Consider the following 24,424-nt stretch of genomic DNA (forward strand, 5'->3'; position numbering starts at 1 on the left):
CCGAAATTGCCTGCCGCGATACTAGGCGTGTTGTGATGCCCAAACAATATTGGTCATGGTCTTGACGTATTAAGTATGAATTGGCCCACAATTCTCATCCCGCGCATGATCATGCCAGCATGATCCGCACGGCCGTCGCCGAGCCGACACCGCCAATTCGGCACATCCGGCTCCGGACAACCGCCGTTAACGTAAAGGACGCCTTCGGCTTCGGAAACGCCGGCCCCGCCTCTATGGTCCCCACTCGCAGACACGAGGCCATGGAGAAGGCGTGATGCAGGGGCAGGCCCGCTTGGCAGCCGGTCGAACCAAAGAAGGCGCAACGTCCTTCGGCCGTTCGCACACGCTCGACTTGCTGCGCGGTCTCGCCATTGCCGGCGTGATGGCGATCCACGTCTCGCAGTCGTTCCCGTCGCACATCGGCGCCGTCGACTTCGCCTTCATGTGCGGCTGGACCGGCGTCAACGTGTTCTACTTCGTCAGCGCCATGACGATGTGCCTGATGTGGACGCAGCGCAGCGAAACGAATCCGGCGCGCAAGTTCTATATCCGCCGTTTCCTGCGCATCGCGTCGCTGTTCTGGCTCGCGATCCCGGTCTACCTGCTCGTCAACGGCACGGGGCCGAGCGCCAACGCTCCCAACGGCATCGGACCGCTTCAGGTGATCCTGACCGCGACGTTCCTGCACGGCTTCTGGCCGGACAGCGTCAACAGCGTCGTGCCGGGCGACTGGTCGATCGCGGCGGAGATGACGTTCTATCTCGTCTTTCCGCTTCTGATCATCGCGTTCGGAGCACGCCGTCATCTCTATCTCGCGCTCGCGATCGTGCTGCATCTCGTCAATGTCTGCCTGTTCAAGCCGTTCGCCTTCGCGCTGTTCTCGGCCTATTACGGATCGGGCAACGAAGCCTTCGTCTGGACCACGCTGCACATCAGCTTCCTCAACCAGCTTCCGGTCTTCCTCGTCGGCTGCGCGCTGTTCTTCTCCCTGCGCGACGGCTTTGCGAAATCGGATGCCGCGGTCTTCGCCGTCTTCATCGCACTGTCCTTCATCGCCGACCGCGCCACCGGCTCGCATGAATTCAATTATCTGATGATCAATCTCGTGCTCGGTGCGCTGGTCGCCGGCTGCATCCGTCTCGCGATCCGCTGGCGGCCGCTCGAGGCGCTCGGCCGCGATTCCTACTCGATGTATTTGTCGCACTTCGCGGTGATCTATGGCCTGCGCCAGATCTGGCCGCTCGCGGACGGGCTGGTCTCGCTGCTCATCGCCTATGCCGTCACCGCCGCGCTCAGCTATCTCGTCGCCCGCGCGACCTGGCATCTGGTCGAGCGGCATGCGCAAGATCTGGCGCATCGCCTGACGTCCGCGAGAGTGGACCGATCAACCATCCGGCCGACCCTCGCCGCCACCGCGGCCGGCATGCGCTGAGCGGCCTGCTCCGTTCCGGCGCTGGTCCTTGATGCGGCTTGCTTAGCTTGCCGTGTTCAAATCTACTGTGAAAAATCTTCACGCTGGAGGTGGCGCCATGGAGGTCATACTGCTCGGCACCGGCGGCCCACGCCCGGATCCACGCCGGATGGCGACGACCACGCTGATCAGGCTCGGCGACGAGAACATCCTGATCGACGCCGGCCGCGGCGTCACGCTGCAGCTCAGCAAGGCCGGCGTGCCGCTCGGCGCCATCAACACGGTCTTTCTCACCCATCACCATTTCGACCACATCGGCGACCTCTACGATGTGATGCTGAATTCATGGATGCATGGCCGCAAGGACGAGCTGCGCATCTATGGCCCTCCGGATACCGAACGGCTGGTCAATACGCTGATCACGCAGGTCTACGACAAGGACATCACCTGGCGGGATCGCGGCGAGCCGGCCTTCGGCGGCTGGAAACCGGTGGTCGCAACGGACATCGTGCCCGGTCCCGTTCTCGACACCGGCCGCTGGAAGGTCAGCGCCGAGCTCGTCTCGCATGGCGACGGCCTCGACATGCCGCGGGCCTTCCTCCAACGCTGGATGTGTCTCGGCTACCGCTTCGAGGCGGAGGGCAAGGTCATTGCGATTTCCGGCGACACGGTCCCCTGCCCCGGTCTCGAGCGACTGGCTGAGGGCGCCGACCTGCTCGTTCAGTGCTGCTTCCTCGCAACGCCAGAAATCAACAATGAGCACTTGCGCCGGCTTGCGAAATTCACGATCGCCTGCGGCGATACGGTCGGCAAGGTCGCGGCCAAGGCCGGCGTCAAGAAGCTCGCCCTGACCCATCACCGGCCGCGCACCGACGATTCCATGCTGAACGCGCTGCTCAACGATGTCCGGCGGGACTACTCAGGTCCTGTCGTGCTCGGTGAGGACCTGACGCGCATCGAGGTCTGAAGGCATCGCTCTAGGACGATCCGACTTCGATCCGGAACGACAAGCGTTCTTCCGCTCCCGGCTCGATATGCATCAGGCCGGGCTTGTCGGTGAACTCGCCGTCGAAGCCGGCGGGACTGGCATGGCCGCGCCAGGGCTCGATGCAAAGGAACGGCGCGCCCGACGGTTTCGACCAGACGCCGAGCTCGCGAAAACCGCGCCAGGACATTTTCAGCCACGGCCCGGTTGATGCGCCCTGCCCCGCGGCATAGCGGACCGAGCTGCTCTCGATGCGGTCGAAGATGATGGCGTCATCCACGAACAAGGCTTCGGACAAGGGCAGCGATTTATCTTTGACCGGACTTGGTGCCGTTGTCGCGCGCAGCAAGCCGCCGTCGAGACGGCGGACGGGAGACGATTCCGCGTTCGCAAAGGTCAGCGCATAGCTCTCCTTTGCCAGTCCGGATTGCAGCGGCCAGTTGAAGGCGGGATGACCGCCGAGCGACGCCGGCAATATCTCCTTGTCGGTGTTGGCGATCGTGAACGTCAGATCAAGGCCGGAATCGTCGATCGCATAGGCAGCGGTGAGCCGGAACGCGAACGGATAGAGCGCACGCGTCGCCTCGCTGTCTTCGAGCACCAGGGTGCAGCGGCTCTCGCCGCGCTCCGTCCACGCAAAGCGGTTGTCGCGCGCAAAGCCGTGCTGGGTCATCCGATACGTCTTGCCCCGGTGCCGCAATTCGTCATTGGCGAGGCGCCCGACGATCGGAAACAACAGCGGCGCGTGGCGCGGCCATTCCGGCCCCGCCTGCCAGACGAATTCGATGCCGCCTCCGTCCTTGAGCGAGCACAGCTCGGCTCCGTGCGCCTTGATGGCCGCGCTGAGCCAGCCGCTTCGAATGGAGTGGGTTTCATCGCTCATGCGCGACATCTACACCGCGATCTGATACGCAGCAAGGCGGCGCCAGCGGAGACGTGACGGTCATCGATGGCGCTTGCTTATACAGAGCGTTGAAACGTAAAAGAGAATTTGGTGTGGACCATCGCCAGCTCGACACCGCGGCTACGCGCAGCAACTCGCATGATCAGCGCCCAGGTTGTCACACCGCCGGACCTTCGGAGCAGTCGCGCTAGGCCGAATACAACAGTAAGCCGCCGAGGTCCGCAACGCCCTCGCCACAGGACTGAGGCGCAGCCGCGAACTCGGGCACCGACCATACCTTCGACCCGCAGTCCCAGATGTCCCAGCAGGGCGTCCTCTCAGGACGATGCGACCGGTTTAGACTCAGCACGACGGGATACCCCAGCGCCGGTGAGCTCGTCGGAATTGGAGTTACGCAACAGGAACAACGACCTCCAATCGCCTTGATGGCCAAATTCAATATAACGATAGCTCAGCGCACTTAGCAGGATCGTTATTGCAAGATACGGAAACGAAAGTCGAAGCGTGGCTTGCAACGAAGACGTATCGGGTGGAATCATTTCAACCATGATGATCGAATGCCACGCATAGATACTGTAGCACATGCATCCGACGACTTGAATTGGCCACGCCTCGAACAAGCGATTTGCGGACCATGCCCCGCACAACACCGCCAGCAGCACCATGGAAAACCCGGCGCAAAAGATCGTGGCGTAGAGAATGCTCACAGCCCAGGGGCCGTTATCCTTGAGATATATGGCGGCAATCATCAGCAGCAGTCCGGGCAGCAGCCCGCGCGACTGAAATCTCCTTAGTGAAACGCTGTCCCTGGACTTGACGTAGAGATCGCAAACCAACATTCCGAAAATGAATTGGTAACACGACCCAAATATTCCGCCCACAAACGGGCGAAACATCCCAATCCGATCCACCACGATAAGATGCCCAGCCACCACGAAAGCTGAGCAGATGACGACGCTCAACAGCAACAGTCTTCCAAGGCCGAAGCGCGCGATCAGAAGAATCAGCAGCGGAAACAAAAGGCTGAACCAGATTTCAACGCCTACGGACCACAATACGGGATTGGAGGGGGGCATAAACCCGTGCGGCACAAAAATGAAAAGCGTAGATAACAGTCCGCCGAGCTCCAGATACCACGCATGCGATCCAGCGGGCGACTTGGCATGGAGTGCAACCGTCACGAGGACAACCGTATAGTAAAGTGGAAGCAACCGGGCTGCGCGATGCCAATAGAAATGCGGGAAGTCGGCGAGCCGATCGATGACTCGCTTCTTTGTGCGATAGGGCAGGTACAGAACGAATCCGGAGAGCACAAAAAAGATATTTACGCCCAAGAAGCCATGCTTCGCGACAATGGCCAGGAGACCATTCGGATCAAGTTCGCCGGGAAATGCCGGCGCGCTGGATGTAAACGGAACAAGCAAGTGAAAAAGGATCACCATCAAGATGGCGAGTCCGCGAAAACCGTTGACGGCCCCGATCTTCTGCGCGCGGCTGTCGGTTATGATGGCGGAACCTGGGGATTGTAACGACAAGACGGCGATCTCGGTATTCGTGGTTTCCTGTTTGCGATGTTCGCTACGTTGAGCGAGCTGTCAATCGATGGCTGTCGCATCACCCACGAAACGTGCGATGCCAAATCGAAGGCGCATTGACCAGCAAATAGGCAAGTCACCGGATCGCGGGGATGCAGCGAATATCTCGTATCGCTCACGACGCGTCAGAAGCGCTCCTGAGGCGAGCGCAGCCCGACACGGATACGGCGAACGACGTGCCTTCAAATCGTCAATTACGGCATCTATCAACTACAGGATATAGACGGTAGCAGGTTAACTCTGAGGCAGAATTATGAGTGGGCGCGTATAGTTTGATGGTTGGGCTTCTCATCATATTTGTTCTGCTCGCGATTGGCTTCGCGGCCGGCTACGGCACACGTGAGCTGATCTCTCGTAAGCGGCACGCCGAGTACTTGAACTTGCAGCCCTACGTTTCGCCCGCGCTCAGAACCAGGCGACCAGCTTCGGACGAAAGCACCAGGGCGCGATACGCCACACCTCAACCCGCAATGACTGAGCAGACGAACCATGACATGCCTCAGTCGTTTAAACCCGTATCCATTCGGGAGCCGAAGCCAGTGAAATCCGGGCCTTCCGGCGCAAGCTTGCGTCTGATCGAGCCGCGTTCCTCTGAGCCCGATACCAGATCTTTGCAGTCCGCGGACATTGAGCAGAGCCTCGAAGAACTGGTCGGGCTCCTGCTGCGTAAAAGCCAGGGGAGCTAGGACTGGTCTCCTCCGGGGCGTCTTGATCACAAGCCTCTTGCCGCATTTGCGTGTCGGCCTGTTGCCGAGGTCGACCACCCGGGTGGAAAAGTAAGCCCCTGGAACCGAAAAGCACCCAACAGGAGACCAGGTCGACCGAGCACGTTTTACGACAGAACCGCGCGCCCACAGCGCAGCGGCAGGCGCACCAAAGATTGGCCGCGGCCGCGTAAAAGTGGTATGTTTTTAGCGGTTCTGTGGCTACAATACGGCCCATCATGCGTCGGAACATCTCTGGTGCAAGAGCAGGAGGGCAGATCTTGGTCGTGCTGATGATCGCAAGCGCCGTAGCGGGTGTTCTTCTTGGGCGTTTTCTTCGCGCATACGCCCTTATTCCCGCAACGATGCTGATCCTGGTTGCAGCGTGGTATTTGGGTCTTGAGCAGGGTTTCGCCACGGGCGCGATAGCATTCGTCGCCAGCGCGGTAATTTTGCAAGTCGTCTATTGCGCGAGCCTCCTGATCTATCTGCTCATCGCGAACCTCTCGGTGCTCGACCAAGTGCAGTCGGAGGCATCACCGCAGATGCCTGAATCGCAAATCGCAGTCTAGTCACCCCCCTATCATGAGCGGCCAGCGAGCATGTTGTCGCATGGTCCGTGCATTGTGACATCCTCCTGCAGAAGCTCCGCACCTGTTTAATTGCCATGCAGATCATCCCGCAGGGCCGCATTCCTGCCGGTGTGCTTGTGAGCCGCTTCGTTTACGCGGCATGATCCCGTCCACGAGTGATGCTCCGCAGAAACCGTTGGCCACAACTCTAATCTGCTCTCAACGGCTCGACAGATCTCCTGCACCCAACTGAATACGCGTATGAATGCGTGGCGGAGGCTCCTTCCTTTGACTTTGATTTCGGCTCCTTGAAACCGCAGCGGAATGGCTGTGTTGCACAAAGGCCAAATGCTTTTGGATGACACGAATCCGCGACAAGCTGGTGCGACACTTCACTTTATGACTTTATGCTCAAGACGTTTGGGAATGAATGGCAATGCAATCTATTTGGAACCGACGCGAAACCGCCGGCCGATAGTCCTCGATTGCAAATAAGAAGCGCACATTTGTAGCTCGCCGCGGGCTTATGAGGCTAGATCAACCCGCTGGGACAATGTGACCGTCCATAGCACCTATATTCGCCGTCTTTATCGTAGATAATGCAGATGTGATCGGTTGGCTGGAAAATCTAAAATGGAATTGCTGGCGAGAGCAGCGGCGGGCGGCAACCGCGCGCGGAACGCGTTACAAGGGTCGATCGTAAGGGGTCAAGCGGCTGTCGCACTTTTGACGCCAACGCGATCACGGGCCAAGCATCCCGATCCAGTCATTCACCGGATTGATAGCAGGCCGCTCGACTTCGGCGCCGATGAGATCGTGGCTGTCGGCAAGCTTCGCAACGAAATGCTGCGATTACCCGATTTCCTGCGCCACCATCGCCGGCTCGGGGTCGGACGTTTCCTCGCGATCGATGATCGTTCGGATGACGGCACGCGAGCATTCCTACTCGATCAGCCGGATGTTCACGTGTTCGAGATCCGAGAGCCCTTTGCAGAATCAAGTGGTGGCGCGCGTTGGACCAGCGCCGTGCTCGACCAATTCGCGCCAGGACGGTGGGCGCTGACGCTCGACGCAGACGAACTCTTTGTCTATCCCGGTTGCGAAAATTTTGATCTTCGATGGCTGTGCCGATATCTGGAGAGCACCGGCGCAGATTGCATGACTGCGGAGATGGTCGATATGTATCCACGCTGGCTCGGTGGCCCGGAGCGCTACCATGCCGGTGAGAGCCTCGTCGCGTTCTGCCCCTACTTCGATTCAGATACCTATGTGAAGCGCCGTCGGCGCGGCTTTCCGACCAACTACCTGGTGGGTGGTGCGCGAGCAAGGTTGTTTTATGACGAACCGATGCCGCCGAAGATCGCTCTTTACGACGCACTTGTGCGGTTGCTTGAGCCATACGGGCTGGCGCGGCTGCTGCCTGCAGTTAACATCACGCGCTGGCAGCCACCGCTGCTCACTAAAGTGCCGCTCGCGCGCTGGTTGCCCGGCCGTCGCTATATCGCCGCCGGTCACCTGATGGCCCCACCAGGCAAGCCAGGCGATGTCACAGGCGCCCTGCTCCATTTCAAATTTCTCCACGACTTCACCGACAAGGTCGCAATCGCGGTCCGCGAGGGCAATTACTATCTCGGATCGGTCGAGTATCAGCGTTACGCGGAGCGGCTCGATCAGAATCCGTCATTCGAGCTCATCTATCCGAAAAGCCTGATCTACCAATCATCCGACGATCTTGTCCGTTGCGATCTGATGCGTCTCTCTCCGGCCTATCAGGCCGCGACGCGATAACCTGACCCACCGCTTCTCGTACACAGGAGGCGCGCTGGAGCCTTCCTCCAAACGTCATCGGACCCCGTCGTTGTGCTTGATGTTTTCGTCGGAAGGACCGACCGGTAGCCGCTGTTCCGGAGCATTGATCTCATCGATCAGCTTGCGGCCGAGAAGCCGAAGGAGAAGCTTCCTTCCGCGCACCAGTGCCGGATAAAGTGCCCTTGCGAGGCGTGGCCGGGAGAACACGAGCCGATTAAGGCGATTGAAGACAGTCGCCTCCCCGGCAAGCGTTGCCAGCAGATGCATTGCATCGGCCCCATAGTAATGCCGCCCACGCCAGCGAACCACCATGCCTTCATTGAGATCGAGATTGCGGGCGCGGATATCGCCTACGATTGGATGCTCCGAACGCGCATCGATCAGGTGAATGCGCTGCCCACGCTCCCGCAACTGGTACAGCAGAACATAGCGGCTGCATAAGGGGCATTCGCCGTCATATACCACCCAGATATCGTCATCACTATGGGTCAATTCGATAATCCGTACGCTTCCGAACGTCGCGCACAAGCTTGCCCTCCGCCAGACCGAGGCATACTGAGTCCACCACATAGTGATAGGCGACAATATCGTCCATGGCCAGCTTGTTGAATTCGCCATACAGCCATGGATTGGACAGCATGTGGTGCGGATAGGCATAAAAGCTGTTGTTGTCCTTCACCCAGGGATAGACACGGAAAAAGCGATCCGTCTCGCGGACCAATTTTTCCACGGCCTCCATGGGTACGCCTGTGTCCTGACGCGGAAGGATCTCCGGGCCGCAGGTGGTCGCGTCATGCCAAGTCGCAAGATCGTGGTTGTTGCCGCCAACGCGAGCCCGGAAATGATTCTCAGGGATGTACATGGTTCCGGTCCCGATCATGTACGAGTAGATGCCGAAATACGTGGAAGGCGCGAGAACCTGGCGACCATCGCGGGTCTCGACGAAAAGCCGCGGGCTTGCCAGCTTCGGCCCGTCCAGCCATCCGAGATGATTGGTGTAGAAGAAGAACCGGCCGCAGATGACGGTCACGACCATCACAACCTTCATCGCCGGGGTGAATCCATCACGCGGCAGCGTCCGCGCCGCGGCTACGATGAACAGGTTGAGCGCAATCCAGAAGAAGAACAGAGCCCCGAGCGTGAAGTACACGCCGATGTGGAAGATGTCGAACAGCAGGCAGAAGAACGACAGCGCGCGCGCCGAGATCGCAGCCAGGGGCGACAGGAGCTGGGCACCCAGCACGAAAACGTTGAAGATCAGCTGGTTGCTCGCGATCGCGTCCCAGATCGTCTGCAACGCGCCCGGCCATAGGCCGAGCGGGGCGTCGCCGCGTTCGAGTCCCATCAGGATTGAGGTTTGCGTGGGATTTGCGAGCAGCCAGGTCCATGGCTTCTCGCCACCAGCCTGCAGCTTTGAGATTCCCGACCAGAAATAGCTGCCGAGATGCGCCCCGACGGCGCACGCCCAAATCAAGCCATAGGCGCGATCGCGAAGCTGCTTCACGTTATCTGCGGAAGCGAACAAAGTTCGCAGCCACGGCACGCGATCGATCACCCAGGCGCTGGTGAGGACGATCGTGCCGAGTACGCCAAGGACGGCGAAGTTACCGACGTCGAGCATCCCGAGATAATCGGTCTCAGTCACGAAGATGCCGGACACGACGCTCACCATTTCGCGCCATGCATGATAGAAGTAGAACAGCGGCACCAGAAATGAAGGACGCCAGATCGCGGCTATTCCTGCCACAACCGCAAGCACCGCACCGTAGCGGAAGAACAGTGCTTTGTCGCTCGAACCGAACAGGATGTTGGGAGGCCCTGCGAAGGGCCCCAATGAATCGAACAGCAACTGCACGAAGATCGTCATTCCGATCGCGAAGGCGGTGATCCGCAATGGCGGCGAGAAATCACGGTAGCGAATGGAGCTGAAGGCGAGCGCGCCGGCAAATGCCAAGCAAACCAGCACCAGAGCGTAAATGTCAGACCAGCGCGCGAGATGCGTGACGGCCCGCCGCGAAATCGCAGAAAGAATGACGGCTACTGCAAGGAGGAAGAGAGGTCCCGCAAGCGACGCGACGCCAGACCGCGCTCCTTGCTGTGATGCAACGGTATACAACGTCATCCCGTCTCGGACCTCCGGAGCTTCGCCATCGAGATCAGCCGAACATTATAGAATCACGAGCGGTCTGCAAACATCGCAAGCGCAGCTTGCCCTTCGCCTGGTGTGAGTGCACAAAATCATCTCACGGGAACCTCAGCACTGCGAATTGAAATATGACAAACTGCGGGCATTGATGTGACCACAAGTCTCCGCATTGACATTGGTGATGGTCAGGCCATCGTTTGAAATCAGCTTCGACCAGGCTCGCCCAGGTACGCCGGTCCCACATCGCCCGATCACGTCTTCCGTTCGTGTCAAGGCCAAGCTAAAAGCCGGAGACGATCGGAACCGCCATCGTTCGGCGCGCTGGATTTCCCGCGGCATTTTTTGGCAGGCGCAAGACCGCGCAAGAACTGTTTGAGATCGCGGGGGTGAGCTCGTTGGACAAGGACAGCAAGTCACGGGCCGTAAACAACATCCTCATAACGGGCGGGTCCCAGGCCTGGAAACTGTCGGCCGGTTTTGTCTTGACGATATTCTCGACGCGAAATCTTGCCCCGTCCGACTTCGGCCTGCTGGCCATGTCTGCGACGGCTGCAACGTTCCTCGGGCTCATCAAGGACGTCGGCGTTGGACAGGCCATCATTCAACGCACGGAAATCGCCAAGGGCCAGATCGATGCGCTGTTCTGGCTATCGGTGCTCGCTTCCGCGGCATCTGCTCTCGTTCTGGCGTTGAGCGCGCATCCGGTTGCGCTGTTTTACGGCGATACGAGGCTTCAACAGCTCATGATCGCAATTGCCGGCCTAAGCTTCATTGCTGGCCTTGCGACCGTTCCGGCGGCGCTGCTTGCCAGAGAATCCCGGTTCAAGACCCTGGCAATCCTGGATGTCGCTGCGACAACCGCTTCCGTTGTCGCCGGGATCGTCGCCGTAATCATCTTGAGAGACTATTGGGCACTTTATCTGTCCACGCTCGTTCTCACGCTCATTTCGACAGTCGGGATCTGGGTCTATTCTGGCTATCGCCCCGGATATGCCCGTCTGGACAGCGAGACGCGGCACATGGCGCGATTTGGCCTGCACGTGTCAGGGTTCAATCTGGTCAACTATCTCTCGAGAAATGCGGACAACATTCTCATCGGCAAATTTCGAGGCGGCGACGAACTCGGCCTGTACGATCGGGCCTATAAGCTGTTGCTGCTGCCGATCGTCCAATTACACAACCCCATCGGTCAGGTGATTGTCCCGCTGCTTTCGCGGCTTCGTTTCGATAAGGAGAGATATCTCAGCACCTACAACGATGCCCTTTCCATGGTTATGCTCATATGTCAGCCGGGCATCGTCTTCGCCATCCTGCTCTCGGAGCCGCTCTTCAGAGTTCTCCTCGGGGAGCATTGGGTGGGTGCAGCCCCGATTTTTTCTTGGCTTGGTGTTGCGGGCTTGATCCAGGTCGCAACCGCGACGGCAGCTTGGCTGTTCCTCAGTCAAGGCCGTGGCCAGGAGTACTTCAGGCTCGGCGTTTGGACCGCCCTGATCAACGTGACCTCATTCCTCGTCGGTCTTCCCTGGGGCGCCCTCGGAATCGCGGCGGCGTATACGCTGGTGAACTGCACCGTCGTGCTGCCGCTTTACGCGATGTCAATCGGTCGTCATGGCCCGGTGACGACTAGGAGCCTGGTCAAGACGACCGTCCCACATTGGATCGGTTGTGGCGTTGCGGCGGCCGTCACAAGGATTTCGATTATCTCATTGCTGGATGGAAACTCTTTCGCTGGGTTAGTTACGCTGCTGGCGCTTGCCTATGCATCATATCTCCTCCCCATGACCTTCTTCGCGCGGAAACGGGAACTTGCGAAACGCGTATTACGCAACGTTTTTCGAAAGGCAAAGACCTTCAGCGAAGGATGAAGTCATGCAACTCGGCCAGATGGGCATCAATCGGGGCTACCGCGTGAACGGCGTCGACCTGATGAAGGCTTGAGTTAACATCTGGATAAGTGGTGGCCACGAGGAGCCTTGCCTTGGCCGATTCATGAAAAGCCTCGTTGCTGAACTCATATACGGTGGGGATAGCGGACTGCTCGAACACGAACCCGTCGTCTCGCGGGCGCGCGGGGCCGACGGCCGGTGCGGTAGGAGGAGGCTGCGACGGCGCAACCGCCGAAAAATCAAAGCTGGCCTTCGGAGGATCGATGACCAGCGTGCCCCCGGATCCGTCGCTCGAGAGATTGAACGTGGAGTTGGTGTAGTCGCCAACAAGCGAGATATGTGCCGTGTGATTTTGAGCATCGACCACGGTCAACACGCCACCGGCTGTATCGCCGGAAAAGGACGCCGACGTTCCCGCTCCATACGCGATGTCCTTCAGGTCCATATGATTGGAATTGGACGCGGTGCCGTCACCCGTCAGACCGATGAGCGTTCCCGTAAATTGCGACGCGTGGTCCAACACCAGATTGCCGGTCGACGCCTTGAAGGTGATCGACCCGGAAGCGGCGCCGGACAATTCGAGCGTGGCGCCGGGGTCGACCGTCGCGGCCTGTGACATATTGCCCAGATTCAATACGACATTTCCGGAGATCTTGAGGATGGTCGATGACGTATTGATTACACCATCGCCATTGAGGTCCTGATAAAAAGTCGTCTCGACCGCTTTAAGAGCAGGGTCGGTCGGGGCCACCTTGTTCAGGAGGTTCGATACATAGTTGCCATTGCTGTCCGTGGTCCACACACAGAGTTCGCCGGTGGCTGGAATCTTCCAGGCCACATCATAGCCGCTGGTCGTTTGCTCCACGCCCACCGGCGTCCAAGCGCCGAACTGTCCCGACACAACCGCTACGCCACCGTACTTCAAGGTCGGTCCCGCGCCGCTGGCCATCGCGTCGAGCAAGTAATTCGAGCCGACCAGAACCAGGCTGGTTGAGCCGGACGCCTCGATTGTCGTGCTTGAAACCTTCTCGGGTGCTGGTGGAAGACCAATCACGCCATCACCGTTGAGATCCTGGTGAAAGAGGGTCTCGCTCGACTCAAGAGCCGGGTCGGTTCCGGACACCTTGTTCAGATAGTTGGATACGAAATTGCCGTTGCTGTCGGTGCTCCAGACCGCGAACTGGCCGGTCGAGGGGATCTTCCACGCGACGAGATAGCCGTTCGACGACGCTTCCGCAGCTACTGGCACCCATGCGCCAAGCTGCCCCGCGACAACCGCGGTTCCGCCATTCTTCAAGATCACCGATGAGCCGGCCGTCGAAAGGTAGAAGTTGCTTCCCGACTTGATAAGCGATGTCGTGCCGGCCGCTTCGATCACCGTACCGACGGCGGAGCTGAAAGCGTTCGAAAGCTGGCTCAAATTGCCGGCGATGTCGGTGGCGGTCGCGGTGAAGCTGTGTTGCCCTGCCGTGAGCGATCCGGTGGTGACGCTCCAGGCCCCACTCGTCGCCGCGACGCCCGTGCCGAGCAAGGTCGAGCCTTCGTACAGCCGGACAGTGCTTCCGGCTTCTGCCGTGCCGGACACGATTATTGCGCTCGAAGCTCCAGGTGCACCCGAGGTCAGGATAGGTGCAACCGGGGCACGCGTATCGACCGTGACGTTCAACGCGCCGGACGAAGCGCTGACGTTGCCGGCGGCGTCCGCGGTCTTGCCGGTAAAGGTGTGATTACCGTCCGCCAAGGTTGCGGTGGCAAAGGACCAGGCTCCGTTGGTGTCGGCGATCGCCGTTCCTATCATCGTCGCGCCGTCGAAGACTTGCACCGTGCTCCCGGCGTCCGCGGTTCCAGTCAAATTCACGTGGTTGACATTGGTGACGCCATCGCCGGCAACGTTGCTGTCTGGCGAAAACGACGCGAGCTTGGGCACGTTCGGGGCGACCGTATCGATGGTGACATTCACCCCGGCTGAGAGCGCGGTGAGATTGCCGACACCGTCCATCGCTGCGGCGGCAAAGGCGTGGCCGCCTTCGGCCAGCATTGCGGTCGCCATACTCCAGTTACCGTTGCCGTCGGCGATCGCCGTGCCGATCTGAGTTGTCCCGTCGAAAACCTTGACGGTTACACCTGCCTGCGCGCGACCCGTGAGGACCAGATGATTTGTATTGATGAGGCCCGACACGATCGAACCGCTGTCGTTGACAGCCGAGATCGTCGGCACGGCGATAGGTGTCATCGCCATCGGCGAATTCGTCGCGGAAACGAATGAATAGTCGGCCGACGTCAAGCTGGTGACGCCCGCAATGCGCAGCGTATCTGCTCCACCCGCGTAGTGAACGGTCCACACGTCGTTCACATGGGTCAAATAGGCGCCGCTGTCGTATCCTTTCAGAATCAGCTTGTCGTGTTCGGCAGTCGAGGTCGTGAAGACGTGGAAATCGGCGACCGTATCGTTGCCGCTGCCTGCATTGTAAATGAACGTATCGTTTCCGGCTCCTCCGGAGAGCCAGTCATTCCCGCCCGCGCCATCCAGGGAATCGTCACCGCTCGAGCCGACCATGCGGTTTGCCATTTGGTTGCCGACGCCCGCGAGCCCGCCCATCATCAACGTCAGGTTTTCGACGTTTGCCGGCAACGTGTACGACGTCCACGCCTCCACGCTGTCAATGCCGCCGCCGGGATTCTCGACGATTTTCTGGTTCGCGTTACCGATGACGTAGGAATCGTCGCCGTTCCACCCGACGAGCGTGTCATCGATATTGACCGCCGAGAGCTTGTCGTTTGCCGCGGTACCGTACACCATGCGGCTGCTCGCTTTCCCGCTGATCCAGGACGTGATCGTCCCACCGACCGGGAGTGTTGCCGGCAATTGGAAATCGTCGCTGGTGAATGCCGAGACCGTCGTGTTGCGGAACACCACGGTGTCCTGGCTGGTCAACTTCAGATAGACGTCGCTTCCGACCTGGGTCATCGCCGCCTGCACATCGGCGAATGAGGTGAAGGCAAAGCCGTTGAGCTGGACGACGTCGTGCGCGGCACCCGATCCCGGAGAAAAGTCGGTGATGATGTCCGAACCATCGCCGGAGTTGACCACGAAGGTATCCGCACCGCCGCCGCCGGTCAGCATATCATTGCCGAGCCCGCCGGTGATCACGTTCGCCGCGGAATTGCCGATGATGATGTTGGACTGAATATTGCCGGTGGCGTTGATGGCCGCCGAACCGGTGAGCGTCAGATTCTCGACGTAGCTCGAAAGCGTATACGTCACGGAGGAGTTTACCGTGTCGATGCCTCCGCCATAGGCCTCGATAACCTTCGCACCGGAATCGGTCACGACATAAGTGTCATCGCCGGCACCGCCGGTCATGGCATCGGCGCCTCCTGCACCACCGATCAGGTCATTACCGGATGTGCCGCTCAGCGCGTCCGCAGCCGCGCTTCCCACGATCGTGTTGGTCGGTGCGCCACTCGTGAGCAGGGTGTAGTTCGCAAGCGTGTACTCCGGCAGTTGATAGGCTTTGATTGAATCGATGGTCATCGTCGCCGTCGATCCTGGAGCGGCGTTGCCCGGCCAGCTGCCGCCCATCGCCAGATTGGCGATCATGTACATCGCCGTATTCATGTCGGAGGGCGTCGCCTGCTGTGCGACCTCCTTCCCGTCGACGAAGAACGTCAAGTCGTAAGGGGTCCATTTGAGCGCAAACGTGTGCTCTCCACTGGTCAGGTTGGCTGTATTTGCCCACCCCCCATTCGTCGCAGGCGCGTAGGGCGAATGAATGGCCCAATGAGCCTGGTCAGGATCCTGACCAAATGCTTCGAGCACGTCGATTTCCGTGTTGAGGTTATTGGCAGTGCTGGGAAGCATCCAGAACGCCGGCCACGCGCCGCTTGTGCTGGGCAGCGTGGCCGTCATCTCGAAATAGCCGTAGGTCTGGGTAAAGCTGTTCTGGGTCGAGATCATGCCCGACGAAAATATGGCACTGCCTGTATAAGGCGTTGCGCTCGTAGGCAACGGTTGCGCCGTGATGACGAGGTGACCGTCCTGAATCGAGAACGGATTAAGCCCGAGCGACGTTGATGCCTGAGTGGCCGGCAGTCCGGAAAAGCTGGGATCGACATACACTTCCTGTTCGCCGGCCAGCCCGTACCCTGCGGCTCCGCTCCAGGCATAGCTCGTGCGCCAGGTCAGGCTCGGATCCTGGCCCGCGGAGAGCGTGTTGAAGTCGTCGTTGAAGGTCTGGACCAATCCGGTCAGCGGACTGACGATGTTTATATTGGCGGTCGTGAGATTCTGGAGGCTGGTGTTTTCAAGTGTTATCGTTTCGCCGCTCGCGAGTTTCAGAACAAGGTCGGTGCCGACCTGTTTCATGGCCGCCGTGACATCGGTGAACGTCTTGAAGCCGGTGTTGTTGAGCTGCAGGACGTCCCCGCCGGCGCCCGCCTGAAAGTCGGTGACGGTGTCATTGCCGTTGCCCGCTGTCACGACAAAGGTGTCGCGACCGGCCCCACCGGTCAGCACATCGTTGCCTCGCCCGCCGTCGATCATGTTGTCGCCGGCGTTGCCGACAATGATGTTGTTGAGGTCATTACCGGTGGCGGGAGACGGAACACTATCTGTCAGGACAAGATTCTCGACGTTCGGCGCATTGACGAGGCTGTATCCGTTGATGTTCCAGACACGGATCGTATCGATACCCTCTCCGGCCTGCTCGACGACCTTGGTGTTGTGGTCATAGACATAGTAGGTGTCGTCCCCTGCTCCGCCGATCAGCGTGACGCCCGTGCCGCCGGCCTCCATGCCGTCATTTGTCGCCCCGGTCGTCAGCGTGCCGCCTGCGGGGACGGTGCCCGCCCAGTTCCATGCCGTTCCGCTCGCTGGCAGCGGATTGTCCAGCACGACATTGCTTGCAACCAAGGTCGAAAGCGCGACATTCTGCAGCGTCAGGGTTTCGGTGGACGACAGCGTGACGACCGTATCGGAGCCCACTTGGGTGGCCGCTGCCAGGAAGCTCGCGAACGTCGCGAAGCCGTAGTTCTGCACTCGCAGCACATCGCCGCCTAAGCCCGCCTGAAAATCAGTGACGGTATCGGAGCCGTACCCCTTCGAGACAACGAAAGTATCGCTGCCTGCTCCTCCGGTCAGAACATCATTTCCGGTACCGCCAAACAGAACGTCGGCACCGGCGCTTCCATTGATAGTGGTCATGATGGATTACGTGCTCCTCTTACGTGGCACACAACTATGCACGCGTTCAAAAGAGCCTTATGGATTCGACGCAATTTGACGCATGACGAGAGAATCAGCTGACGGCTGGAGATTTCTGCGGAGACACCGGAATGCTACGGGCTCATGTGAAGTCCGCGCTGCTTTGCAACAAGCACGCTCAGTGCATTGCCCGTCGTTCCCTGGGCGGGCGCCGAACACGCTGGGTTCCGATTAGGGAACCGCATTTTGCATCCGATAGTATTCAACCCGTATGAGACCCTCGTTGGCCGAATAGAGTCGCAACACGTGGGTACGATCAATCGGCGGCATGCAGACGCGTGGAGCTGCCACAAAGGCCCGAAACGGTGCAATACGTGGATTGACGTTGCCAAATTATTGCTTCGCTGCGGTCTGGTCCGAGGGATAGAATCGCGCCTGATGCGCTTCCGATAGAACCTGTCCCGCCGATGATTTCACGAGGGCGGTCCATTCATACAGACCCGGCTTGCAAGGACCAAATGTCCGGATCGTCCCAGACGGCACAACGCCATTACCAGGAACCGGAACGTTCTGGCCTCCCATTTCGCGAGCACCTTCCGCAAGTGTGAGCGTCATCGAAGTGCCACCGGCGGGAATGTTGCGCAGACGTATCTCCGGATTTGGGAACAGCGTGACACAGCCGTGCGCCCCGCGCCATGAAAAATCCAACGTCATCGGATCGGCCGATGCAGGATGACAGACCGCTAGCAACAAAGCGACGGCAACAACAACAGCAGCTCTCACATATCGCTCCCAGTCCGGTTCGCTTCCGATCTTCGAGCGATCGGGGCACGCACTATTCACGATTCACGCAGAATAGATCGCCCATTTTAAGGCGCCATCGGTAAGCCCACTTGCAACCGATGCATTAAAAGAAGCAGTCACGAGTTGGCCATTCTTTTGACGGACCGTTGGTTCGTCCTTTGGCGTGCATCAACGACCATTCCCGCGCCTGCCAACGGATTAAGCAAACAACCGCAAGCGGCAGCTAAATCGTGTCCAGAGAAGTCCTGATTGTCATACCGGTACTGAACGAGGCCCCCCAGATTGAGACGGTTGTCCGCAACCTGGCCGGGGACAGTCTTCACGCAGGTCGCACAATAGTGGTTGCAGATGGCGGCAGCACCGATGGGACGCCCGACATTGTCCGCCAGCTCGCCAAAGACATTGGCGGCGTCCATCTGTTGCGCAATCCGCAGCGGCTGCAGAGTGCCGGGGTCAATCTAGCCGTAAAGGTCTATGGTGCTGCGGCGCAGGTCCTAGTGCGGTGTGACGCCCATTGCGGATATCCAGCGGATTATGTTTCGAGCCTCCTCGAGACTCTGGACGAGCGTAAGGCCGACTCGGTCGTGGTTCCCATGGACTCGCGTGGCGAGGGTTGCCTGCAGAAGGCCGTCGCCTGGGTCTCGGACACAAAGGTCGGTTCGGGTGGATCGGCACATCGCGGCGGAAAGCAAAGCGGCTTTGTCGATCACGGGCATCATGCGGCGATGACCATCGACGCATTCCGCAGGGCTGGTGGTTACGACGAAACCTTCGCTCATAATGAAGATGCAGAGTTTGACTGCAGGCTGCGTGCAATCGGCGGCCGGATATTTCTGGATTCGGACATCCGCCTTTCATATCGACCGCGGTCGAGCTTTCTGAGCCTGGCGAAGCAGTACTTCAACTACGGTCGCGGTCGATCGAGAACCGTGAGGCGGCATCCCGGATCGTTGCGACTGCGTCAATTCGTGGTGCCCACGCATGTTGCATTGACGCTTGGCGCCATCGTGCTGTCGCCGGTGGCGCCGCTGCTGTTGACATTGCCGGCAGCCTATCTGGCGATACTGGCGCTGACTGCAATGATGATTGCAGTAAAACATCGCTCTATTTGCGGGCTGCTTGCACTGCCGGCCGCTGTCGTGATGCACTTCGCGTGGGCACTTGGCTTTTTCTGGGGCATCCTGTCGATCCGCCAGGCCACCTGGCAGATGACCCCTTCAGTTTCCTGAACCCTGTAGAACCTGGGCACTGGCCGGCGCGCCCACACGCCGGCCCGCCTTCGCATAGGCCGCCTCGGTCAGGCGTGCAATCGAGGTCCACGTCGGCACCGAGTCTCGCAGATCCAACATTCCTTGACTCTTGCGGTTTCGATAATCAGGGTCGCTGATCAAGCGCTCGAGCGTCCGGGACAACGCGGCGGGATCACCTGGAGGAACGAGCGTCCCCTCTGCCCGATCGCTCAGCCATTCCGAAAACGTTCCAAGGTTCGAAGCGACGATCGGACGTCCCGCCGCGATCGCCAGCATCAGCACACCCGATGCGTCGATATCCCGGTACGGAAAAGCCAGGATGTCAGCGCGCGCGACCAGTGAGGTAACTTCATCTTCCGGAACGAAACGCAGGTCGAATTCGACATGGTCTTCGAGCTGCAGATCCTTCACCATCGCAAACAGCGGCTCCATCGCCATTTCCGGCCAGCCCACGACCTTCACCACGCAATGCGCCCTGACCTCTCGGGGAAGCAGCGCAAGCGCGCGAAGCATGACGTCGACGCCCTTGTAGGGCTTTATCTTGCCGAACAGGAGTATTTGAACGCGCCCGTTCCCGGCCGAGGTCTCGTCGGCCGGTCGGGTGATATGATCCGTCAGCAATCCGTGCGCGATAACGGATATCTTTTCGTCCGGGATACCAACGCGTAGCAGGCGATCGCGTGCAACGGTCGTATGAACGATAAGATGGTCGAAGCAATGCAGAATGCTGAACGCGCCAATTCGCTGTATCCGCGAGCTCGGATTGTTATTGAACGGATTCGAGTCATGAACGGTCAGAACCGTTGGCGCGACCCTCCTGAACTTGGGAATGAACTGGCTGTCGACGATCGCCAGCGGTGCCCATTGGAAATGGATCACATCAGGCGGCGTCCTCCTGAACCGCCTGATCAGCCGTGTCATTGATTCAGCGTGACTGAGGCCTTTCAGCCCCAGCTGCACGTTGCGTGGAAGTTTCTTGAAAAAGCGCGACTGCAATCCCGGATAAAAATGCCGGTCGAGAAACAGGTCTTCATCAACGGAAGGCTTCCGCCCGAGCTGGCGCCCGACAATGCTGGCTGCATGCCCAATATCGGTCAATCCTTTGGCTAATTTAAGATCATATGGCCAAGTAAACAGCGACGGATCGATCAGAGCGATTTTCATGCGATTGCCTCACCAACCATGCTTTGCGGACCGTGAAATTACTTCTGGCTCATCAAGGCATGGATTGATAGCCTCTTCTGTCACCTGCAAATTGTGAGCGACACGCGTTGAAGATCAGCATCGTCATAACTGTCTACAATTACGAACGGTATGTCGGATTGGCAATCGACAGCGCGTTGAATCAGACCCGTCCGGCGGACGAAATCGTCGTCGTCGACGACGGATCGATCGACGGTTCCCGCCAGATCATCGCCGGCTATGGTGACAGGATTCGAGCCATATTTCAGGCAAATCAGGGCAACATCGCAGCATTCGAAGTTGGGTATCGCGCAGCGATAGGCGATGTACTCCTGTTCCTCGATGCGGATGACATCCTGATGCCGACGGCGGTCGAAAACGTCGCGGCGCACTGGCGTGAAGGTGTTTCGAAAGTTCAGTTCAATCTGGACATCATCGATGGCGCCGGCAGGCGACTTGGGCGCTCGTTTTGTGCGTTTCCTAAATCCTACGCGCCAGACGATGTGCACGCAGAATTTACCCGGTCGGGAACGTACATCTGGCCAGTCATGTCGGGAAATGCGTACTCCCGAGAGTTTCTTCGACAGGTCATCCCGCTCAATCCGCCCGTGGGATACGACGGCGCCCTCAACACGATCGCGCCTCTTTACGGAGACGTGGTCACGGTGCAGGAAACCCTGGGGCAATATCGGCTCCATGGCAGAAATATCAGCCGAAATGACGCGAAGGGCCGGGCGCAGCGGTTTCCGGATTTTCCTAGGCAGATCGGGTTCCGTGTCGCAGAGTTCGATATCCTGAAGGCGCATTGCGACAAGAAGTCCATGCACGTGCAAGCGGCACGGCCGATCGATAACGAGATCGTCTTTGTCAACTATCGCCTCGCGTCGCGTAAACTGGGATTGCGCTATGTTCGGCAGGACGCGGACACATCGAGTTCACTTCTGCGCCGTGGGATATGGCTTGCGCTGACCACGACAACACATTGGCGCGCCGCCGCCTCTCATATCGTCTGGTTCACAGGGCTGTTCTTGAGCCCTTCCTGGCTTGCGTATCAGCTGATCATGCTCCGCTTCAACAGGGCAGAACTCTTGAGGCCGCTCGTCAGGTTCGGAAGTGTCATCCGGCGCAAGCCCGCCTGAGTGGGCAACGCCGCAAAGGCAACCCGCCTCGTCAGATCTCGTCCTACGCCTCCAGGCGTCGATCACACGCTTTCGATCGTACGAATTGTCTCCGGCATTGGCCCGGAAAGACTGGTTGCGCCGGCGAGGCGGGCGCGAATCCGCCTGTCGGACTGGCGAAGGCGGATATTTTCCGACAGGCGCAGAACATATTCCTTTGATTTCCACGCAAACCGAGCCGCTCTGTCAAACGCAGTAGGCTCGCGGACCGACTCCGCCGCCTTTGCGATCGAAGACGTCAGCGTCACCTCAAGGCACGGAAAAGGAAACAAGGCATAATTGTGGAGGCCATTTGCCCAGAAGCGATCCATCTCCCAGTCGATCGGCCGATGGATCGTTGTCACGCTGTCGATGAATCGACGCGCGGCATGGCCGGAGATTAGATAAGCCTGCGTTCCCATTGGCGCACGCTCAAACCGCACCAATTCCCGCTGATCCAGCCAGGCCACGTGCGTGCACGGCGCCATGTGTCGCCCATACAGCCGGAGATAGCCGATCTCGGCCGCCTTGCAGATGTCCGGAAGCGATCGAAAGCTGAACCCGGCATCGAGAATGACGTCGTCTTCGACCACAAGTGTCCATGAATCGTCGGCGTCTAACGCTGCCACTTGCGCCATGATGCTCATATGACTAGCTGCGCAGCCGATCTCGGCACGTGAAAGGCCCCTGCCCCAAAAGCGGATGGCCAGCGCCTCATCATATTGCGGGAGCCCCTTGGCGGGCACACGCAAGGCATCAAAGAAGGTCCATGGAATCTCAAGCGACTCCAGATTTGCACTCGCGCGCTCGCGGCGCACGGAACCGGCCAAACTAATCGCCACAATTTTGAGATTGCTGCCCATCAATTGATCAGTCCGACGCGTTGATTGGGAACCGTATTGCACGTGATCTCCAAACGATTACCGCGAACCGGTCTGTGCTGACAAGGACGCGGCGCCCGGCGGCTGCCATGCTGGTGGCCATTTCACATTCTTGTTTCGTAAAGCACGGCGAAATCTGCGGCTATACCTAAAGCGGTCGCATTCGGATGCCTTGGATCGAACCAACGGTTCCTCACAGACGAGTGAAACATGTACATCGCGAAAGTCGCGATGGTCTCAAGCAAAGAGGCGCGGATGCCATCAAAGCATCGATTCACCAGCACCATGGCAGCATTGTTCGTCGCATCATTGGTTGTCGGTGGCTCAGTACTTTATCTTGGCCTGAGCAACGATGGTTTGCGACAGCGCCTGCAATTCATCCCGCTGTTTAAGCAACGCAGCCAGGTCGTCGGCGGCGCCGTCGTCGGCCAGAACGGCAGTGGGTTGTATGCCGGCTATACGCTGTCCTGGGGTGATGAATTCAACACTCTCGATATCGTGGGTCCGGCAAACCCTCGCGGCAAGTTCTTCCCGACTGGCGCCTATCATCCAGGCATCCGCGGCAATACCACGTCGCTCGGGACCGCTTTTGATGCCGACCCGCTGACCACCGGCTACAAGGACCGCAACCGCGGCGTCGCGGTTGGCTTCGACAACATGTCGATCTCCGGCTCGGTGCTGCGCCTCGGAGCGCGCAAGGCAACAACGCGCGAGCAGGCATTCCTTACGCCGACCGACCGGTCCATCAACGGAGGCGTGCGGCCGCACCTATCCGCGATGATCCATACCGCCGGGGCGTTTGCATACTACCCGACCGCCAACGCCGTCATCATCGAGATGCGTGCCCGGTTCAGCCCCAGGCTTACAAATCCGGCCGGCTTTCATCCCGCGTTCTGGACCTATTCGGTCGCACCCGTGCTTAATCCAACCGGCAACGAGTGGGATCTCGAGTGCAACTCCCAAGGGATGCACTTCAGCAATATCGTCCATACCTCGGGGGCGATCTCGACCGACAACAGCGCCGGACCATTCGACTATATGGACGGCGCGTTCCACGTCTTCAGCTTTGTTTTTCGAAACGGCGGAAACACCCAACTCTACGTCGATGGCGCCCTTCGATCCCAGTTTGCCGGCGTGGATTCCAATACCAAGAATATGCCCTCATTTGTGCTGCTGACGTCACACATATTCAATAACACGTTCGCGGGCGAGGCGTATGACGCCGCAGCGTGGGCCAGTTCGGCGACCGGCGCCTATCTCGATGTCGACTGGATCCGCGGCTGGCGCACGACAGGCGTCAAGCATTGGAAGCCGCTGGTTTCGGTCGCAGATCTCAATGTCGATTACGACGGCAACGGCAAGATTGTGCTGCCGAGCGCCAAGGCCCTCTGGGGTGATGCGAGCGTTACCGAATTCGTCCAGGTCGTACCCTATGACAGCTCCGAACCGGGTATGACGGAGCAGACGACGTTTACGCAATTCCCGGAAGGCATTTCGTACGATGCGACATCGCGCACGATCAAGGCGGACTTCACCACTGCCAAGGGCAATGCCGGGCGGTCTCATGTCGTCGTTTATGGCTACAAGCCTGACGGCTCAACGATGGAGCCACTGCGATTCTCCATCAATCGCGGTCCGCGCGTGACGACGCGCCCCCTTTCATCCGCCGCAGGCGACAGCTACCGCCACGATATCTATGGGGAGTGCGATGTCGGAGTCATGATGCCGAAGATATTGTCCGTCAAAGGACTGCCGCAGGGGCTCGCTTTTGACCGTTCTACCGGACTGATCAATGGTGCTCCAACGACGCCAGGGGTCACCAGCCTGACAATCTCCTGCGCAAACAATGCGGGCCAGACAACAAAGAGGACGACAACGTTGACCGTCCACGCGCACGATCCGGCGAACCGCCCGTACGGAGGATGATGCTCGACC

16 protein-coding genes are annotated in these 24,424 nt (G+C 59.3%); 8 read left to right on the forward strand and 8 right to left on the reverse strand.

All coding sequences use genetic code 11. The features are described from left to right. The first annotated feature begins 274 nt into the window (after window positions 1-274). Window positions 275-1,432, forward strand: coding sequence for an acyltransferase family protein (locus ACR9YP_RS36970; RefSeq protein WP_474218353.1), 1,158 nt, complete (start codon window positions 275-277; stop codon window positions 1,430-1,432). A gap of 97 nt (window positions 1,433-1,529) precedes the next feature. Beyond that, window positions 1,530-2,378, forward strand: coding sequence for an MBL fold metallo-hydrolase (locus ACR9YP_RS36975; protein ID WP_438111366.1), 849 nt, complete (start codon window positions 1,530-1,532; stop codon window positions 2,376-2,378). A 10-nt stretch (window positions 2,379-2,388) separates the two neighbouring features. On the opposite strand, the gene ACR9YP_RS36980 is transcribed toward ACR9YP_RS36975, so the two are convergent. Then, on the reverse strand, window positions 2,389-3,279 hold the full coding sequence (locus ACR9YP_RS36980; RefSeq protein ID WP_438111364.1) for an aldose 1-epimerase family protein: 891 nt from the start codon (window positions 3,277-3,279) through the stop codon (window positions 2,389-2,391). A gap of 338 nt (window positions 3,280-3,617) precedes the next feature. Then, window positions 3,618-4,835: an acyltransferase family protein gene (locus ACR9YP_RS36985; protein WP_474218354.1), complete on the reverse strand. Its 1,218-nt coding sequence runs from the start codon at window positions 4,833-4,835 to the stop codon at window positions 3,618-3,620. A gap of 1,045 nt (window positions 4,836-5,880) precedes the next feature. On the opposite strand from ACR9YP_RS36985, the gene ACR9YP_RS36990 reads away from it, so the two are divergent. Next, window positions 5,881-6,171, forward strand: a complete 291-nt coding sequence (locus ACR9YP_RS36990; protein ID WP_130211929.1) for a hypothetical protein — start codon at window positions 5,881-5,883, stop codon at window positions 6,169-6,171. 633 nt (window positions 6,172-6,804) lie between these two features. Beyond that, window positions 6,805-7,959, forward strand: a complete 1,155-nt coding sequence (locus ACR9YP_RS36995) for a glycosyltransferase family 2 protein (RefSeq protein ID WP_091894099.1) — start codon at window positions 6,805-6,807, stop codon at window positions 7,957-7,959. A gap of 54 nt (window positions 7,960-8,013) precedes the next feature. On the opposite strand, the gene ACR9YP_RS37000 is transcribed toward ACR9YP_RS36995, so the two are convergent. Continuing rightward, on the reverse strand, window positions 8,014-8,472 hold the full coding sequence (locus ACR9YP_RS37000; RefSeq protein WP_244551273.1) for a thiol-disulfide oxidoreductase DCC family protein: 459 nt from the start codon (window positions 8,470-8,472) through the stop codon (window positions 8,014-8,016). Next, a complete protein-coding gene (locus ACR9YP_RS37005) occupies window positions 8,462-10,102 on the reverse strand; it encodes a hypothetical protein (protein ID WP_474218355.1) in 1,641 nt (546 codons plus the stop codon). The genes ACR9YP_RS37000 and ACR9YP_RS37005 overlap by 11 nt, the downstream gene beginning before the upstream one ends. Window positions 10,103-10,521: 419 nt before the next feature. On the opposite strand from ACR9YP_RS37005, the gene ACR9YP_RS37010 reads away from it, so the two are divergent. Further along, window positions 10,522-11,991, forward strand: coding sequence for a lipopolysaccharide biosynthesis protein (locus ACR9YP_RS37010; protein ID WP_474218356.1), 1,470 nt, complete (start codon window positions 10,522-10,524; stop codon window positions 11,989-11,991). Here ACR9YP_RS37010 and ACR9YP_RS37015 read toward each other — a convergent pair. Beyond that, window positions 11,978-17,215: an Ig-like domain-containing protein gene (locus ACR9YP_RS37015; protein WP_474218357.1), complete on the reverse strand. Its 5,238-nt coding sequence runs from the start codon at window positions 17,213-17,215 to the stop codon at window positions 11,978-11,980. The genes ACR9YP_RS37010 and ACR9YP_RS37015 overlap by 14 nt on opposite strands. Window positions 17,216-17,608: 393 nt before the next feature. Next, window positions 17,609-17,998 carry a hypothetical protein gene (locus tag ACR9YP_RS37020; RefSeq protein WP_474218358.1) on the reverse strand — a complete coding sequence of 130 codons (390 nt, stop codon included), beginning with the start codon at window positions 17,996-17,998 and terminating at the stop codon, window positions 17,609-17,611. A 251-nt stretch (window positions 17,999-18,249) separates the two neighbouring features. On the opposite strand from ACR9YP_RS37020, the gene ACR9YP_RS37025 reads away from it, so the two are divergent. Beyond that, window positions 18,250-19,248, forward strand: a complete 999-nt coding sequence (locus tag ACR9YP_RS37025) for a glycosyltransferase family 2 protein (RefSeq protein ID WP_474218359.1) — start codon at window positions 18,250-18,252, stop codon at window positions 19,246-19,248. Here ACR9YP_RS37025 and ACR9YP_RS37030 read toward each other — a convergent pair. Further along, window positions 19,237-20,433: a glycosyltransferase gene (locus ACR9YP_RS37030; RefSeq protein ID WP_474218360.1), complete on the reverse strand. Its 1,197-nt coding sequence runs from the start codon at window positions 20,431-20,433 to the stop codon at window positions 19,237-19,239. The genes ACR9YP_RS37025 and ACR9YP_RS37030 overlap by 12 nt on opposite strands. Window positions 20,434-20,540: 107 nt before the next feature. On the opposite strand from ACR9YP_RS37030, the gene ACR9YP_RS37035 reads away from it, so the two are divergent. After that, complete coding sequence (locus tag ACR9YP_RS37035) at window positions 20,541-21,590, forward strand: glycosyltransferase family 2 protein (RefSeq protein WP_474218361.1); 1,050 nt, start codon at window positions 20,541-20,543, stop codon at window positions 21,588-21,590. Window positions 21,591-21,652: 62 nt separating this feature from the next. On the opposite strand, the gene ACR9YP_RS37040 is transcribed toward ACR9YP_RS37035, so the two are convergent. Then, window positions 21,653-22,471: a glycosyltransferase family 25 protein gene (locus ACR9YP_RS37040; RefSeq protein WP_474218362.1), complete on the reverse strand. Its 819-nt coding sequence runs from the start codon at window positions 22,469-22,471 to the stop codon at window positions 21,653-21,655. A 228-nt stretch (window positions 22,472-22,699) separates the two neighbouring features. Here ACR9YP_RS37040 and ACR9YP_RS37045 point away from each other — a divergent pair, with 228 nt between their 5' ends. Then, window positions 22,700-24,415: a putative Ig domain-containing protein gene (locus tag ACR9YP_RS37045; protein ID WP_474218363.1), complete on the forward strand. Its 1,716-nt coding sequence runs from the start codon at window positions 22,700-22,702 to the stop codon at window positions 24,413-24,415. Window positions 24,416-24,424 lie beyond the last annotated feature (9 nt).

Source organism: Bradyrhizobium sp. BR14999 (assembly GCF_056106085.1).

Excerpts from the sequence above, each read along its gene's own strand:
- ACR9YP_RS37005 (WP_474218355.1), bottom strand. The coding sequence starts at position 10,102 with ATGACGTTGTATACCGTTGCATCACAGCAAGGAGCGCGGTCTGGCGTC.
- ACR9YP_RS36980 (WP_438111364.1), bottom strand. The coding sequence starts at position 3,279 with ATGAGCGATGAAACCCACTCCATTCGAAGCGGCTGGCTCAGCGCGGCC.
- ACR9YP_RS37030 (WP_474218360.1), bottom strand. The coding sequence starts at position 20,433 with ATGAAAATCGCTCTGATCGATCCGTCGCTGTTTACTTGGCCATATGAT.
- ACR9YP_RS36970 (WP_474218353.1), top strand. The coding sequence starts at position 275 with ATGCAGGGGCAGGCCCGCTTGGCAGCCGGTCGAACCAAAGAAGGCGCA.
- ACR9YP_RS36995 (WP_091894099.1), top strand. The coding sequence starts at position 6,805 with ATGGAATTGCTGGCGAGAGCAGCGGCGGGCGGCAACCGCGCGCGGAAC.
- ACR9YP_RS37015 (WP_474218357.1), bottom strand. The coding sequence starts at position 17,215 with ATGACCACTATCAATGGAAGCGCCGGTGCCGACGTTCTGTTTGGCGGT.
- ACR9YP_RS37040 (WP_474218362.1), bottom strand. The coding sequence starts at position 22,471 with ATGGGCAGCAATCTCAAAATTGTGGCGATTAGTTTGGCCGGTTCCGTG.
- ACR9YP_RS36975 (WP_438111366.1), top strand. The coding sequence starts at position 1,530 with ATGGAGGTCATACTGCTCGGCACCGGCGGCCCACGCCCGGATCCACGC.
- ACR9YP_RS37045 (WP_474218363.1), top strand. The coding sequence starts at position 22,700 with ATGTACATCGCGAAAGTCGCGATGGTCTCAAGCAAAGAGGCGCGGATG.